Origin of the sequence: Photobacterium ganghwense, from assembly GCF_003025595.1 — a bacterium.
GTDB classification, from domain to species: Bacteria; Pseudomonadota; Gammaproteobacteria; order Enterobacterales; family Vibrionaceae; genus Photobacterium; species Photobacterium ganghwense.
In genome coordinates, this window is record NZ_PYMI01000001.1 from 938,475 (window position 1) to 953,428 (window position 14,954).

Consider the following 14,954-nt stretch of genomic DNA (forward strand, 5'->3'; position numbering starts at 1 on the left):
TCTTGCTGTTACGCCTTACCAACCTGCAGGACATCCGTCAGTTTGAACGGAGACTCAAAACCGGCAAGGTTCAGCATAACGCCGCCATCCCCTTTGCCTAGCAGAACACTATTTACATTAGCGTGGGTAAATACTTCAAAATCTTTACTCTGGCCATTGACCATGCCGGAGACTTTCACCGTGTAACGGCCTTCCGGCAACGTTTTGCCGTCCTCGCCTTTTCCGTCCCAGGCGATATCATGGTCGCCGGTCCCTTTCGCGCCTAAATCAATGGTGCGAACCAGCTCACCCTGGGCGTTTTCCACCCGCATTACAGCCTGATCCAGCGAATTCGTCAGTCGCACACGGCCACTGACATCGCCTTCCGCCGTTTTGAAACTGGTCGACTTTGGAATCAGCACATCCTGTCCTACCAGCGATGAAGCCTGCAAGGCTTGATTTGACGTCATCGCGGTATTCAGCAACCCGAATTGTTCGTTCATTTTGTTGATACCATCCACCGTGGCAAACGACGCCATCTGGGCGATCATTTTATCGTTGCCCACCGGCTCGAACGGGTCTTGCTGAGACAGTTGCTTGGTCAGCAGTGACAGAAAATCTTCTTGCTTAAGCTGATTCTGTCCGGTGATTTGCTGATCTTCCTGCACTTTCTTTTCGTGCATCTCTTTTAGCTGGTCGAGATAAGTGAGGTTAGTCTGCCCAGCACCATTAATCGGATTCATCGCCATGCCTCTCTATGCTTATTTACCCATCTGCAGCGTGCTCATCAGCATCTGCTTGCTGGTATCAGCCACCTGGACATTATTCTGATATGAGCGAGAGGCAGAGATCATATTCGCCATCTCTTCCATCACGTTCACGTTCGATTTATAGATATACCCATCAGCGTTCGCGAGCGGGTGCTCCGGGTTATATTCGGCTTGCAGGGGTTTCTGACTTTCGACAATACCTTTAACCTGAACTGGCACACTGTCTTCGCGCTGATAACTGGCGCTCTGCAATGCTGCGGCAAACACCGGATGACGAGCTTTATAGGTTTCAGACGCTGAGCTGCTGACACTGTTGGCATTCGCCAGGTTACTGGATGTGGTATTCAGACGGACGGATTCCGCACTCATCGCCGACCCGGCAACATTGAAGATGTTAAACAAACTCATCGATTACTCCCCTTTCAATGCCTTGCTGAGGTTCTTAAATTTCGCCCCCAGAAAGTCCAGTGACGCTTGGTATTCCAAGGAATTTTGCATAAATAGGTTTTGCTCAAGCTGGGCATCTACGGTGTTGCCGTCACCTGCATCAGGTTGTGTGGGTACACGGTATTTTTGCTCGCCCATCACGGTCGTAGAGGCAGGAATATGCCGGTTGTCCGTACGGCTAAGGCCAATTTTTGCCTCTGAGGTTGCCGCATTCAACGCTCGCTGAAAGTCGATATCTTTTGCCTTGTAGCCAGGTGTATTGGCATTGGCGAGGTTACTAGCCAGTGTTTCTGCCCGTTTAGCCCGCACACCAACGGTATGCTGATGTACACCCAGTGCTTTATCAAAAGAAATTGACATATCTGCCTCCGTAATTCTCTGATAATTACAAAGCAAAGGCCGTGCCAACGTTAAAGTCGGATTGATAATGTGGAAGAAATTAGGGGATAAAATGAAACAGGAGGAAAGAACTTCCCCCTGTTATTTACTCATCGGGCTGCTGGCCGAATGGCTTAGCTGGCAGCGACAATTACTTCAGCTTGTAAATGATACCCGGGTTACAACGGATCATTTCGAATTTATCACTCAGCCCTGTCAGCGACTCAGAAGCACCAAGGAACAAATATCCCCCTGGATTAAGACTGGTTGCCATTTGATTCAGCACTTTGGCTTTCATTTCCGGTGAGAAATAGATCAACACGTTGCGGCAAAAAATGACATCAAACTTACCTAGCAGTGCATAGCTGTCTTTCAGGTTCTGCGGACGGAAATTCACCATTCGCTTCACCTTATCATTCACCTTCATTCGACCGTCGCCGTTGTTTTCAAAAAACATCCGACGGCGCTCCGGCGATAATCCCCGGCTAAGTGCCAGGTTGTCATACACACCGGCGCGGCATGTTTCCAGCATCGTCTGGGAAATGTCGGTGGCCGTAATCTGAACCCCGGCGGTCAACATTCCCGGACGACGGTTTTGCGTTTCCAGCACCGTCATGGCAATCGAATACGGTTCCTGACCAGAGGAGCTGGCCGATGACCAAACCTTTATCGGGCGCTTGTTGGCAGCCAGCTCTGGCAGAATTTTGTCGGCCAGCACCGTATACGGATAAGTATCACGGAACCACAACGTTTCATTGGTGGTCATGGCATCCACGGCAGCGACTCTCAACTCACGGTGGCGACCGGAGATCACCAGCTGCAGCAACTCCGACAGTGACGAGAGAGCAAAACGGCTGATGAGTGGAGTGAGCCGGCTGCGCACCAGATACTGCTTGCTGTCACCCAGAACTATTCCACACTGAGCTTCAAGAAAACGGCAAAAATCACGGTATTCCTGATCATTAATTGTTATCGCTGTCATTTACTACTCAAAAATTATTGTTATCGTGGCATTGCGGCTTTTACCGCTGCACCTAGCTCATCAGGATTAAATTTCGGAATAAATGCATTCGCACCGACGCGTTCAACCATCGCCTGGTTGAACACACCACTTAGCGAGGTGTGCAGAATCACATGAAGATCCTTCAGTTTCGGATCGTTACGGATTTCAGCGGTCAGGGTGTAGCCGTCCATTTCCGGCATTTCAATATCTGAGATCACCAACGCCAATTGCTGATAGATATCCCCTTCTTTCGCCATTTCACGCAGGGTCAAAATGGCTTCTTTGCCATCTTTGACTAACACACATTCACAGCCAATAGCTTCAATGGCACGCTGAACCTGCTTACGGGCTACACTCGAGTCATCTGCCACCAGAACCCGGCGTACTGCTGGCAGGTGTTCAACCAGCTCTTCCAGGATGGTGCCTGTGATATCGGTATTTGCCGGAGAAATTTCATCCAGAATCTTTTCAACATCCAGAATTTCAACCAGTTCATTGTCGATTTCTGTAACGGCAGTCAGGTAATTCGCCCGGCCGGCCCCTTTTGGCGGTGGCAGAATCGATTCCCAGTTCATGTTAATGATACGTTCCACCGAGGAGACCAGGAATCCCTGCACTGAGCGGTTAAACTCAGAAATGATAACAAAGCAGTTATCCAGGTCATCAATCGGGCGGCCACCGGTTGCCAGGCTCATATCAATCACAGAAATGGTCTGGCCTCGAATATGGGCGATGCCTTTAACTAAAGGGTGTAAGTTTGGCATGGTCGTCAGCTTTGGACACTGCAACACTTCTTTGACTTTAAAAACGTTAATACCGTAGCGTTGACGGCGGTTAAGTCTGAACGTTAGCAATTCCAGTCGGTTTTGCCCTACTAGCTGGGTGCGTTGGTTAACTGTATCCAGGATCCCCGACATAAGGATGACTCCATGTTATTTGTTTTAATAATTTAGATACGCGTTAGATGGGAAGTATCACGGCAATTCGCGTATGATAGCAGACGGTATCCGATTCCGGCTATCCGGTTGATGCAATGACTTACGAGGCTAACTATAGCCACTTTTTCTCCGCAGCAATGGGCGAAGACCGTGACCCCAAAAACACTTTTAAGATTACTAATCTTTTTTATCGGCCTGACAAGCACATTCTTTAGCAATTTTGTTCTTGGTTCACAGCAAAATATTCTTGAACAGGTCCAGCAAACGGCAGAGCAGTTTGTAACCGCACTGATTGATCCGCCTGACAATGGTGAGCTTCACGTACAAGCTTCCCCTCTCGACAGTCGGCTTCGCCTTAGCCCGTGTCCAACTGAACTGGAAGCCACGGTGCCAGGTAAGCAGTCACTGACCGGTAATGTCACCGTTCTCGTCAAATGTCCGGCGGCAGACTGGCAGGTCTATGTGCCAGTAAAAACGCAGCTCATGCTCCCCCGCGTTGTTGCCACGAAACCATTAGGACGGGGAATGGTGATTACCACCGATGATCTCACTATACAGATGGTTGACTTACGCTTTCAGCGCGGGATGATTTTCGAACGGCCAGCTCAGATCATTGGCTCAAAAATGAAGCGCAACGTCAAAATGGGCGACACCATTCAAGGCAATGATATCTGCCTGGTATGCCGAAATGACACGGTTCGTATCAATGCCGGAGGGAGTAACCTGAGCATCATCACCGAAGGCGTCGCCCTGTCTGACGGTTCGTTAGGCGAACAAGTTCGGGTGCAAAATGCCCGCTCCAAGAAAATCATCAATGCCTCTGTGACGGCAGTGGGTGAAGTGAGCGTAAGCTATTAAAGACAAACGACCAGCCCGGGATAAACTTGCGTATAATTACTAAAGTATTACCCACTACTGCCGATATCAGGTACATCCAGGTAACCGTGTAAGAGAAATGTCGTATGCCCAGCATTAATCAGTTAAGAACAAATTTGTCGTCCTCGCCGTTGACGACCCAGCGCTCAGGCGAGCAAAAAGAGAAAGCTCAGGTCAGTCAGACCAGTGAGCAGCAGCAAACCGATCAGGTTTCTCTGAGCTCTCAGGCTAAATCAGCAGGCAGCATTCATAAAGAGCTGGCGGCCATGCCGGAGAGTTTTGACAACCAAAAGGTCAGCCAGATTAAAGAAGCCATCGCGAATGGTTCATATGTCATTGATGCAGAAAAGCTGGCTTCAAACTTGCTTAAATTCGAAGACGAACTTAACGGGATGTAACTGACAGGTCATTGAGTATGTCTTCTATTCAGCAGCTTATTGTGCAACAGCAGGAAAATGTACGCCGCCTTTTAGAAAACCTGAAAGCGGAACAACAGGCAATTGTCAGCCGCCATTCACAGCACATTGCGGATTGTGCAAAACAAAAGCTGGCGATTATCGACAATATCAAACTGGTGGATTACCAGCTTGGTCATCATGCCGAGACGCCATTGCTGAAAACAGATGAACAACTGATCACTGCTGTTGCCGCTATTCAGGCTGGCATTGCTGAATGCAATACCTTGAATGAAGTGAACGGTGAAGCTCTGCTACGCGCGCAGCGTACCTTCCACAAACTCAATAATCTGTTACAGCAGAGCCGAGGCAAACACCAGATGACTTATAACAGCGAAGGCCAGGCCACCAACACGCGTACACTGGGTACCGATTTAATTGCCTGATATTGTCAGCTTTACTGCTAAAACGGGTTCTGGCAACGCTCGACATAGAAAGCTATTCATATTAGAAAGCAATTCATAACGAACTGTACGGAAACCCTGTCATAGAAAGTTGTTCATTTGACGTAAAGCTCTCCAGACTGTTATTTACGCTATCATCCACTGGCAAGATTGTGAGTACTCACGCTGGGCAAGTGAGTATCACGGAAAACCGGTACAGGTAGGCAGAACAAATAAAAAAAGCGGAAGGTATCTTCCGCTTTTTTTATTGCAGGTGACCCGTCAGCCAAACACCACCTTCAAACACCTTCGCCAAACGACATCGGCATCTTCATTAAAACAGCGACGTCTGCTTGTTAGGGACATGATAGACATCCCCGACATCACTGAGGCGCTCCATCTTTTTCATGTCCAGACGCATTTCAGTCACATAGCTGTCTCCGACCGGGTAGCTACGGATCACTTCTGCACCACGGATGTTCCCGTCCACACTGGCATCAGTACTCTCAATACTCAGTTGCTGATCATCAAGCCCAGCCTGAGCACTGATTCGAAAACCATAAACCTGCTCAGCCAGTTCACGATACGCATCAATTTTTGACGCTCTCATCGCCCGAAGCTGCTTTTCTTCCTGGGTACGTCCGCGCTGCTCGCTAATGGACGCATACCCAACGGCGGTAATCACATCCGTTGCACTGCTTCTGCTCTGCAACATGGGCTGACAGCCCATCACAAATACACTCAGCAAGAAGATTAATCCGTAGCGCATGTCTGCTCCCAATCTTTTAACTATCAGGTTGTAATAATCAAGGTTTTAGAATGACGTTATTATCAGCGTAAATTGCTGCGTCATCACGAATTATCACCCCGTTTCTCATCCGAACTTTGTTCAAGGTATCGAGGTCGCTGCCAATACGCTCAGCCGGCAAAAAGCCCTGCGCCGATGCAATCACGACTCGCGAACGCATCCCAATAATACGGGCATTGACCATCACCCCTGCGGCCTGACGAACCATCGTTCCCGTCAGAACAAAATCAACCGGTTGTTCCGCAGCCAGATCTTTCCAGTTACGGCTAATAGCAAAATCCCCTTCCGACGTCACTTTTATGGCGCCGGTCGCTTTATAGTCAACCACGGTATAACCACGCTGCTGCATCTGGAACATAAAGCTCTCTGCGACAGTATTCCCCAACCAATTGGTTTCCCTCATGTCCTGCAGATCAACAAACGATGTCACAGCCAGCGGGGTTTTCGCCGTCAGGTATTGATTCGAGGCCACTAGCTGCTCGGTCATCCCCTCAATGAAGTAATCAATGGTATGGCGTGGTGTTTCTTTCAACATAAATGCACTGCCTGAATACGGCTTTTTACCGTTGTAAACAGGCGAGTAGGTACAAGATACCGTAACCAATGCCAGTACCAGTACGATCCAGTTTTTCATTCTAACCAGCTCCAAATGCGACGAGTCTCAATGCCATAGTTTTTTATCGTACAGTCGGAAAAAAACTTTACCGACTCGCTGCAAAATTGCGTATGGGAACACTTTTTGCTTAATCTTTTATTATTGTGCCAGCAGCTCAGCCATAAAACTGAAGATAACAAGCCTGTTGGTATCACTAAGCAATTTTCGTACCTATAGTTAAAAGTGATCTCAATGAGAAAAAAAACAAGCGCGTTGCTCCTGAGCCTGTGTTCCTTGCTCTCGGCGCCTTTACAGGCATCCTGGTATGAGATCACCGGCAATGCCATCATCCTCGAGAGTGAAAGCCTGGCAAGGCAAAATGCCCTGGAAGACGCGGTGTTTCAGGCCACCAGTTATGCCGGAGCGGATATCGCTAATATCGGCCTGATTAAACCTTACCTAGAGGATGGGAAGAAAGACTATCATTTCAGCGGCAACGAAATCCGTCATATTTCTGTCACTAAGACAGAGAAGAAAGGCGGCAAATATTACCTCACCGCTCGGATTGAGATCGCACCATCGGCAAAAAATTGCCACCGTACTCAATACAAAAAGGGCTTGCTACTGGGCGAGTTTGCTATTGCCTACCCTCAGCACGCCGCGCTGGGATCGATTTACCAGCTGGGTGACGATTTCACTCAGCTGTTTAACCGCCAACTTAATAAGAACTCCCAGAGCTTTGTCACTGCCGGCATCACACCTTTCCCGGTTAATCCCGGCCAGCCTGATTCATTGACTATGATGGCGGAAGATAATGACGCTCAATATATTGTCAGTGGCGAAATCACCGATTTGACCTCAACGGTAGACAACCAGATCCTCAGAACTGACAAGATCAATCGCCAATTTGCCGCGACATTGATGATCATTGACGGAAAAACCGGCGAGATATTGATGCAGAATAACTACCGGGAGGTGGCTAACTGGCCATTTTCCCGGACAAGCCTGGTGGATACCAAAAGTGCCCGTTTTTGGCAATCAGGCTACGGGCAGGCAATTGTGCGGGTCAGTCGCAACATGATGCTGGATTTGGAATCAACCCTATCCTGCCGCACCAGTTTGCCTGAGGTGGTCAGTACCCGAGGCAACGCCGTGCAAATCAATGTCGGTCGAATTCATGGTGTTCGCGCTGGCGATCAATTGGCTTTGTGGCACTCCGCCGGATTTATTGATCAAAATGGAATTCCCCGGAACCGAATGGTACAAACCAATATCACACTCACCGTTGACCGCGTGTACGAAAAATCTTCCGAGCTGGTTGTCAGACAGCCCGAGCTCGCGGCCAGTATCCAACCCGGTGATTTACTGACCAAACAGCTCAGAACGCTCGACTAATTGCTTAATTTATAGTTAATTTTTTGTATAATGCCTGACAAGCAGTTGCTCCCTTAGCTCAGTAGGATAGAGCGTCCCCCTCCTAAGGGGAAGGCCACAGGTTCGACTCCTGTAGGGAGCGCCATCAAATATCAAAAAGCCCGGTACTCAGCTGTACCGGGCTTTTTTGTTTAGTTCAGCAAAAGGCCTTTTTGTACACCTGTTTCGCACACCAGCGCCCGCTCTCTTACTCCTTCAGTACAAACCGTGTCACCGACGCTTCTGTACCATCACCTCAGCCGCTCATAGGACCTAAAGTAAAAACCGTTGGGAAGAACCAAAAAGCATCGCAGCTAACCCATCCGAACTTTTTAAAGGCTATAAAGCAAAAAACCCCGCCAAAAGGCGAGGTTTTAAATTTGGTGGAGCTAAGCGGGATCGAACCGCTGACCTCTTGCATGCCATGCAAGCGCTCTCCCAGCTGAGCTATAGCCCCAAATTGTGGAATAGATAATAAAAACTTAATGAAATCATGTCAATGAACAAAAAGCCTCTCTCAGCCCCCATGATTTAAAAGCGTTAAACAAATCACAATATCCTTTGTTTTTTGGTTGTTTATCCACCACAAATTAACCCAAACGGGCTACGTCGATACAAAGCCAACGATTGACAACCGCTGCTTGAAATCTGATTAGAGAATAAAAAAACCGGAGCAAAAGCTCCGGTTCTACGCTATCCATAGGTCAAGACAACCTCGATTAAGCAGATATTATTAGCTGTTAGCTTCACGCTCAGCAATGTATGCCAGTGCCATTTGGATACGAGCCATAACACGCTCTTTACCAACCAGGCACATGACAGCATCAACAGATGGAGACTGACCAATACCAGTAACGGCAACACGCAGTGGCATACCCACTTTACCCATGCCCAGATCCAGCTCTGAACACGTATCCTGAATCACCTGATGCAGGTTTTCTGTTGTCCACTCACTCAGTGCTTCTACTTTTGCCAGCGCCAGTTCCAATGCGTCTTTCGCAACAGGACGCAGGTGTTTCTTCGCAGCACCGGCTTCAAATTCACTGAAGTCCTGGTAGAAATAGCGAGATTGCTCAGCCAGTTCAATCAGGGTGTTACAACGTTCACCGACCAGCTTGATCACATCCGTGATAGCCGGACCTGAAGTGATGTCGATTTCTTTTTGATCCAAGTGCCATTGCAGGTATTGCGCAACGTACTCTGGCTCAGAATGCTTAATGTAGTGATTGTTCAACCACAGTAGCTTATCAGTGTTAAATGCCGATGCTGATTTGCTGATGGCATCCAGGCTGAATAGCTGAATCATTTCTTCTTCAGAGAAGATTTCCTGATCGCCATTAGACCAGCCCAGACGTACCAGGTAGTTCAGCAGTGCTTTTGGCAGGTAACCGTCATCACGGTATTGCATCACACTGACCGCACCGTGGCGTTTAGACAGTTTCGCACCGTCATCGCCCAGAATCATGGCACAGTGTGCAAACTCAGGAATAGGAGCGCCCAGCGCCTTGTAAATATTGATTTGGCGAGGCGTGTTGTTGATGTGGTCTTCACCACGAACAATGTGCGTAATGCCCATGTCCCAGTCGTCAACCACTACACAGAAGTTGTACGTTGGGCTGCCATCGGTACGACGAATGATCAGGTCATCCAGCTCGGTATTGGAAATTTCGATGCGGCCACGGATATGGTCATCAAAAACTACCGTACCTTCCTTCGGATTACGGAAGCGGATACAGAATGGTGTTTCTTCTGTCGCCGCAGCATTAGCTGCGATCACTTTCGGGTGGTTCGCATCGTAACGAGGCTTTACGCCAGCAGCCATCTGCTCTTCACGAATTTCGTCCAACAGCTCTTTCGGGCAGTAACACTTGTATGCTTTGTCTTCTTCAAGCATCTGGTCGATCAGCTGGTTATAACGATCAAAACGTTTGGTCTGGTAGTATGGGCCCTCGTCCCAGTTCAGACCCAGCCAGTTCATCCCCTCAATAATGGCATCGATCGCTTCCTGAGTTGAACGTTCCAGATCTGTATCTTCGATACGCAGAACGAATTCACCGCCCGTATGTTTCGCATACAACCAAGAATAAAGAGCCGTACGAGCACCACCAACATGCAGAAAGCCTGTTGGGCTCGGAGCAAAACGCGTTTTAACCGTCATGAATAATACCTAATTAATCGAATCGCCAGGCGAACACCCGGCCCAGAAAATGGCAACTAGTTTAGCACTTGAGACGCGGAAGGAAAATATTGCAGAGAGTATGTCTGGACTGGAAAGCTAATATCGGGAGCAGAAGGGACAAGCCCTCCTGCTTCTAACCTGTTAATGCGAGGTTAGATAACACTTTTTCCGCCTTTTTGCTGGCAGATATGCAATGGGACCCAAGATTCAGTCACCTTGCCTTGCTCGTTTTCTACCATACAACGGTAAATGGGCATTGCCGGTGCACCACCTGATCCCTGATTAGCTATCGCTAAGCCGGAATTTACTGCCCCCAGCAATCCAATCGTCAAAACAACCCACTTCAGTTTCATGGTTAACTCCTTAATTTCCGGTTATTGTCACATAAGGTGTTTAACAACCACTGCATTTGAGATGCTTTAACAGTATAGGTCAGTAAAAAACAACTACTCTCATAGCATATTATTTTTCGAAACGAAGTAAATCACTGTCTCGACGCTGGTACAAGAGACTGAGATTTATAGATAATTTTTAATTCTAAATATCAAACAAAAAAGACACTCTGATTTCCGTCTTTTATGTGTATTTTTCACACTTTATAAAATATCCGCCGTCGCCAAAATCTCACTCACAACACTCAGGACATCTCCCCCCAACGGTAAGCAGCATACCTGACGCAAACATAAAAAGAGCCAGCCCGAAGGCTAGCTCTTTTATAGGCAGTGTAAAACGTTCGATTACTTGATGGTAAATGGCAGGGTCAAGGTAACCTTAATGTCAGACTCGTCTTGGAACAGGTTTGTCCAACCCGTCCAGTTTGGCGTATCTGTATCGTTCACGTATTCGGTGTAGTAGAAACCAATATTAGCGCCTTTCAGAGCACCGTTTTGGATAGCGTAGTTGGCAAACACACTACCTGAGTACTCGAACAGGTCATCCAGGCCATCAACATCTGAAGATGCCATACCCGCCGCGGCACTGAAGCCTGCACTGAAGCCTGGCGCACCCAAATCGCTGAAGTCACGGTTTACCGAACCAAACACGGCAAACTCGCCATCGTGGTTAAAGTCAGAGCGGTTGTTCCACCAGATATCGTAAGCGCCGTTAGAACCGCCGTACTGGCTGGTCAGACGGTATGCAAAGTTACCCATGCTGTTCGAAATATCTGTCGAATCGGCAATGGTGTAAGTGGCTTCGGCACGTACTGTGTACTGACCAAATGTTTTGGCTGACAGGAAAGCCAGGTGGAAAGCCGTGTCGTCATACTGCTCATCATCATCAATTACGTAAAGCTGTGGAGAGAGGTACCAGCCGTTATCCAGCGTTTGCTTCAGTTTGATGTGTGCATTTTTACGATCGCCGTCGGTCAGACCGGCATATGCCACATCCAGCAGCAAACCATTCCCGAAGGTGTAGCGTGCACCCAGCGAGTAGGCATCGCCAGCATCTTCGTTTTTCGTCGTTCTCAGTTCATAAGTATCTTTGAACCATGGTGCCTTATAACGCGTTGCGTATACCGCCCCCAGCTCTAAGCCCCCCACAGAGAAGCCTAATTCACCACCTAGGTAAGTACCGGCCGCATAACTCCAGTTCACCCCCATGGCAGTAGGAACGCTTGGTTGGAAGTAACCCAAACGCGCCTTGGCATTTTCACCCAGCTTAAACTTCGCAGCCACAGTCTGATAGCTAACACCATTGCTGTTACAATCAGTCCAGACATCAGAACAAGAATTAGAACTCGCATTCTTATCGAACGGGTTATTGACGTCCCAGAAGTTCATCTCGTGGTCAGCACCACCGTTCTGCCACATGTCAAAGGTCGCATAAACGTTCAGGTCTAACCCCACCACCCCTGAAGCATAACCGGAGCTAAAGCCCAAGTTTGTGTAGATAGAACTATGGTCAAGGTTAGTTTCTTTATCTGTGTCACTACCGGTCACAGGATCGTAGTTACCACGAGTACGATCGCGCATCCAGAAGTTCACGGCACCGTTGATGGTTGAATCTTCAAAAAAGCCTTCGGCATGAGCCACTGGCGCAGTCGCCATTGACATACCCGCGACAAAACCGATTACAGCAGCACTCAGAGCAGAGCGCTTGAATAGTTTTTCCATGGAATAACTCCTAAATAATAACTAGCTGTTTTGTTCACGTACCTCAGTTGGCCGCCGTAGGTACGCAACAAATTCATTTTTGAGTGCACAGTCCAACTGCGCTTAGTTCACAACTAAGACTACTTTCGCAGCAAAAAACATCAAACATAACTTAATTAATTCTTTAAAAAATATGACTGAGTGCAAATATTCAGGGTGTTCGGTGATCGTGATCAAAAAAGTTCAATCACACAAACAGACAAACAATAAAACACTGAATATCAACAACTTACATTTATTTCACGTTAATAAGTTGCGAGCTAGACAGAAAGAAACGAGCGTTTTCTGCAATTGATTACATTTTCAAATCCTTTAAGAAAACGATTTTTGCCGAAAAATATTTTTCAAATGAAAAAAGATTGAGAAAAATGAGGAGAAAATAAAAAGCCCTAGATAAATCAATACCTGGGGCTTGTTGGAGATATTACAAATTGTAAAAAAAGAAATTAACGAAATTGACGATATTAACGAGAAATGACGTTTATCAGGGTTTGCTCATCCCAAATTTCGATGCCCAACTCCTGTGCTTTTGCCAATTTTGACCCAGCCGCTTCACCAGCCACCAGCAAATCGGTTTTCTTTGAAACACTCCCCGTTACCTTTGCCCCTAACTTCTGCAGTGCGGCTTTGGCATCAGAGCGACTCAGCTGAGATAAGGTACCTGTCAATACCACCGTTTTGCCATCCAATGGCAACTCAGCATCTTCATCGGGTTTTTCAATAGCTGGCCAGTGAATCCCCACCTCAAGCAATTCTCGGATCACACTGAGGTTGTGTTCCTCACGGAAGAAGTTATAAACATGAGCAGCAACAATAGCCCCTACATCAGGCACCTTCATTAACTGCTCTTCAGTGGCATTCTCGAGATTCTCCAGCGTTTCAAAGTAATTCGCCAGGTTTGCCGCTGTCGCCTCTCCTACTTCACGGATTCCCAAAGAGTAAAGGAAACGGGGCAGTGTGGTTTCTTTTGAGGCCGCAAATGAATCGACTAACTTCTGTGCGGATTTAGGCCCCATACGATCCAGCACCGTGACAACCCCCGCCGACAGCTTGAACAAATCCGCCGGGGTCGTCACCATTTCCCGTTCGATCAACTGCTCTATGACTTTTTCGCCGCAGCCATCAACATCCATTGCTTTGCGTGACACGAAATGCTTTAGTGCTTCCTTACGCTGCGCGCGGCAGATCAGCCCACCAGAGCAACGGGTTACTGCTTCACCTTCGACACGCTCGACATGTGAATCACAAACTGGGCACGTTTGTGGGAATACGATTGGCTGAGCATCTGCCGGACGGCGACTTGTTACAACCGATGCAACCTGAGGGATCACATCACCGGCTCGGCGAATAACCACAGTATCACCGATCATCACACCCAGCCGCTCAATTTCGTCAGCATTGTGAAGGGTCGCGTTACTGACGGTTACCCCCCCGACAAATACCGGTTCCAGTTTTGCTACCGGAGTAATGGCACCAGTTCGGCCAACCTGAAATTCAACATTTCTGAGTACTGTCAGCTCTTCCTGCGCCGGGAATTTATAGGCAATTGCCCAGCGAGGGGCTCGCGCAACAAAACCCAGTTGCTGCTGTAGCTCAATAGCATCCACCTTGATCACGACACCATCAATTTCGTATGGCAGTGACTGACGCTTGTCACCAATATCCTGGTAGTAAGCAATGACTTCTTGAATGTTATTCAGCTGTCTGACTTCCGGACACATCGGCAGCCCCCAGTTTTTCAACTGGACAAGACGCTGGTACTGGCTCTCTGCCAGCTCCATGCCCTCAACAACACCGACAGAGTAAGCATAAAAATGAAGCGGGCGAGTTGCCGTGATCCGTGGATCCAACTGACGCAGACTGCCTGCAGCTGCATTACGTGGGTTGGCAAAAGTTTTTTCGCCTTTCTTGCGGGCCTTCTCGTTCAGATCGTCAAAACCCTGCTTCGGCATGAAAACTTCACCGCGCACTTCCAGACGACGAGGCCATCCTTCGCCACGAAGACGGAGAGGAACAGCACGGATTGTACGTACATTTTCGGTAATATTTTCACCGGTTGTACCGTCACCACGGGTCGCAGCCTGAACCAGTATGCCATTCTCATACATCAGGCTCACCGCCAGACCGTCCAACTTCGGCTCACAGCAGTACATCAATGATGCGGCAGCCGGTAGCCGATCTTTCATGCGTTTTTCAAACGCCATCAGCTCCTGATCATCAAATGCATTGTCCAGCGACAACATAGGGATCTCATGCTGGATTTGAGTGAAAGCGGCTAAAGGCTGTCCACCGACACGTTGGCTTGGGGAATCGGTGGTGATCAGCTCAGGATGTTCAGCTTCCAGTGCCAACAGCTCCTGCATAAGGCGATCGTATTCTGCATCCGGAATCTCCGGGTTGTCTTCAACGTAATAACGGTAACCGTGGTAAGCAAGTTGTTCACGCAGCTCAGCCAGCTGCTGCTGAATATCATGGCTCATTGTGTTTCCTATCCTCTGCCGGGCTCGGGTTAATCATGAAAAAGCTGGCCCGGTATAAAAAACAAAGCCCTTTATACTGTGGCGTATAAAGGGCAAT

Annotated in this window: 15 protein-coding genes and 2 tRNA genes; 5 read left to right on the plus strand and 12 right to left on the minus strand. The window is 48.2% G+C overall.

Annotated features, from left to right (window positions below):
- Window positions 1-8: 8 nt before the first annotated feature.
- The 5 genes from C9I92_RS04070 to C9I92_RS04090 all read right to left on the minus strand — a co-directional run bounded on the left by C9I92_RS04070 (window position 9) and on the right by C9I92_RS04090 (window position 3,494).
- The gene (locus C9I92_RS04070) at window positions 9-722 is read right to left on the minus strand and encodes a flagellar hook assembly protein FlgD (protein WP_047883986.1); all 714 of its coding nucleotides are present in this window, start codon (window positions 720-722) and stop codon (window positions 9-11) included.
- Window positions 723-740: 18 nt separating this feature from the next.
- Window positions 741-1,157: a flagellar basal body rod protein FlgC gene (gene flgC / locus C9I92_RS04075; RefSeq protein WP_047883862.1), complete on the minus strand. Its 417-nt coding sequence runs from the start codon at window positions 1,155-1,157 to the stop codon at window positions 741-743.
- Between the two features lie 3 nt (window positions 1,158-1,160).
- Window positions 1,161-1,556, minus strand: coding sequence for a flagellar basal body rod protein FlgB (flgB, locus tag C9I92_RS04080; protein ID WP_047883863.1), 396 nt, complete (start codon window positions 1,554-1,556; stop codon window positions 1,161-1,163).
- Between the two features lie 169 nt (window positions 1,557-1,725).
- Window positions 1,726-2,556 (minus strand): CheR family methyltransferase, encoded by an 831-nt coding sequence (locus C9I92_RS04085; protein ID WP_047883864.1) that lies wholly within the window; start codon window positions 2,554-2,556, stop codon window positions 1,726-1,728.
- A gap of 20 nt (window positions 2,557-2,576) precedes the next feature.
- A complete protein-coding gene (locus C9I92_RS04090) occupies window positions 2,577-3,494 on the minus strand; it encodes a chemotaxis protein CheV (protein ID WP_047883865.1) in 918 nt (305 codons plus the stop codon).
- 171 nt (window positions 3,495-3,665) lie between these two features.
- On the opposite strand from C9I92_RS04090, the gene flgA reads away from it, so the two are divergent.
- The 3 genes from flgA to flgN all read left to right on the plus strand — a co-directional run bounded on the left by flgA (window position 3,666) and on the right by flgN (window position 5,232).
- Complete coding sequence (gene flgA / locus C9I92_RS04095) at window positions 3,666-4,373, plus strand: flagellar basal body P-ring formation chaperone FlgA (protein ID WP_047883866.1); 708 nt, start codon at window positions 3,666-3,668, stop codon at window positions 4,371-4,373.
- Window positions 4,374-4,477: 104 nt separating this feature from the next.
- Window positions 4,478-4,789 (plus strand): flagellar biosynthesis anti-sigma factor FlgM, encoded by a 312-nt coding sequence (gene flgM, locus C9I92_RS04100; protein WP_047883867.1) that lies wholly within the window; start codon window positions 4,478-4,480, stop codon window positions 4,787-4,789.
- Between the two features lie 17 nt (window positions 4,790-4,806).
- Window positions 4,807-5,232, plus strand: a complete 426-nt coding sequence (gene flgN / locus C9I92_RS04105; protein ID WP_047883868.1) for a flagellar protein FlgN — start codon at window positions 4,807-4,809, stop codon at window positions 5,230-5,232.
- 331 nt (window positions 5,233-5,563) lie between these two features.
- Here the strand turns inward: flgN and C9I92_RS04110 are convergent, their stop codons facing one another.
- Both C9I92_RS04110 and C9I92_RS04115 read right to left on the minus strand, forming a co-directional pair.
- Window positions 5,564-5,998 (minus strand): LPP20 family lipoprotein, encoded by a 435-nt coding sequence (locus tag C9I92_RS04110; RefSeq protein WP_047883869.1) that lies wholly within the window; start codon window positions 5,996-5,998, stop codon window positions 5,564-5,566.
- A gap of 37 nt (window positions 5,999-6,035) precedes the next feature.
- The gene (locus C9I92_RS04115) at window positions 6,036-6,671 is read right to left on the minus strand and encodes a FlgO family outer membrane protein (RefSeq protein ID WP_047883870.1); all 636 of its coding nucleotides are present in this window, start codon (window positions 6,669-6,671) and stop codon (window positions 6,036-6,038) included.
- Between the two features lie 213 nt (window positions 6,672-6,884).
- Between C9I92_RS04115 and C9I92_RS04120 the strand changes: the two genes are divergently transcribed.
- A complete protein-coding gene (locus C9I92_RS04120) occupies window positions 6,885-8,027 on the plus strand; it encodes a flagellar assembly protein FlgT (protein WP_047883871.1) in 1,143 nt (380 codons plus the stop codon).
- A gap of 47 nt (window positions 8,028-8,074) precedes the next feature.
- Window positions 8,075-8,151: transfer RNA gene (locus C9I92_RS04125), tRNA-Arg, on the plus strand.
- A gap of 275 nt (window positions 8,152-8,426) precedes the next feature.
- On the opposite strand, the gene C9I92_RS04130 is transcribed toward C9I92_RS04125, so the two are convergent.
- From C9I92_RS04130 to ligA, 5 genes are all read right to left on the minus strand, one after another.
- Window positions 8,427-8,502 (minus strand) — tRNA-Ala (locus tag C9I92_RS04130).
- Window positions 8,503-8,778: 276 nt separating this feature from the next.
- Window positions 8,779-10,203 carry a glutamate--tRNA ligase gene (gene gltX / locus C9I92_RS04135; RefSeq protein ID WP_047883872.1) on the minus strand — a complete coding sequence of 475 codons (1,425 nt, stop codon included), beginning with the start codon at window positions 10,201-10,203 and terminating at the stop codon, window positions 8,779-8,781.
- A gap of 173 nt (window positions 10,204-10,376) precedes the next feature.
- Window positions 10,377-10,577: a hypothetical protein gene (locus tag C9I92_RS04140; RefSeq protein WP_047883873.1), complete on the minus strand. Its 201-nt coding sequence runs from the start codon at window positions 10,575-10,577 to the stop codon at window positions 10,377-10,379.
- Window positions 10,578-10,961: 384 nt separating this feature from the next.
- Window positions 10,962-12,338: an OprD family outer membrane porin gene (locus tag C9I92_RS04145; protein WP_047883874.1), complete on the minus strand. Its 1,377-nt coding sequence runs from the start codon at window positions 12,336-12,338 to the stop codon at window positions 10,962-10,964.
- Window positions 12,339-12,841: 503 nt separating this feature from the next.
- Window positions 12,842-14,857, minus strand: coding sequence for an NAD-dependent DNA ligase LigA (gene ligA / locus C9I92_RS04150; protein WP_047883875.1), 2,016 nt, complete (start codon window positions 14,855-14,857; stop codon window positions 12,842-12,844).
- Window positions 14,858-14,954: the final 97 nt, after the last annotated feature.

What these genes read in the sequence shown, in the direction of transcription:
- flgB (WP_047883863.1), bottom strand. Translation starts at nt 1,556, where the DNA reads ATGTCAATTTCTTTTGATAAAGCACTGGGTGTACATCAGCATACCGTT.
- C9I92_RS04115 (WP_047883870.1), bottom strand. Translation starts at nt 6,671, where the DNA reads ATGAAAAACTGGATCGTACTGGTACTGGCATTGGTTACGGTATCTTGT.
- C9I92_RS04110 (WP_047883869.1), bottom strand. Translation starts at nt 5,998, where the DNA reads ATGCGCTACGGATTAATCTTCTTGCTGAGTGTATTTGTGATGGGCTGT.
- C9I92_RS04070 (WP_047883986.1), bottom strand. Translation starts at nt 722, where the DNA reads ATGAATCCGATTAATGGTGCTGGGCAGACTAACCTCACTTATCTCGAC.
- gltX (WP_047883872.1), bottom strand. Translation starts at nt 10,203, where the DNA reads ATGACGGTTAAAACGCGTTTTGCTCCGAGCCCAACAGGCTTTCTGCAT.
- C9I92_RS04145 (WP_047883874.1), bottom strand. Translation starts at nt 12,338, where the DNA reads ATGGAAAAACTATTCAAGCGCTCTGCTCTGAGTGCTGCTGTAATCGGT.
- C9I92_RS04085 (WP_047883864.1), bottom strand. Translation starts at nt 2,556, where the DNA reads ATGACAGCGATAACAATTAATGATCAGGAATACCGTGATTTTTGCCGT.
- ligA (WP_047883875.1), bottom strand. Translation starts at nt 14,857, where the DNA reads ATGAGCCATGATATTCAGCAGCAGCTGGCTGAGCTGCGTGAACAACTT.
- C9I92_RS04120 (WP_047883871.1), top strand. Translation starts at nt 6,885, where the DNA reads ATGAGAAAAAAAACAAGCGCGTTGCTCCTGAGCCTGTGTTCCTTGCTC.
- C9I92_RS04090 (WP_047883865.1), bottom strand. Translation starts at nt 3,494, where the DNA reads ATGTCGGGGATCCTGGATACAGTTAACCAACGCACCCAGCTAGTAGGG.
- C9I92_RS04140 (WP_047883873.1), bottom strand. Translation starts at nt 10,577, where the DNA reads ATGAAACTGAAGTGGGTTGTTTTGACGATTGGATTGCTGGGGGCAGTA.
- flgC (WP_047883862.1), bottom strand. Translation starts at nt 1,157, where the DNA reads ATGAGTTTGTTTAACATCTTCAATGTTGCCGGGTCGGCGATGAGTGCG.
- flgM (WP_047883867.1), top strand. Translation starts at nt 4,478, where the DNA reads ATGCCCAGCATTAATCAGTTAAGAACAAATTTGTCGTCCTCGCCGTTG.
- flgN (WP_047883868.1), top strand. Translation starts at nt 4,807, where the DNA reads ATGTCTTCTATTCAGCAGCTTATTGTGCAACAGCAGGAAAATGTACGC.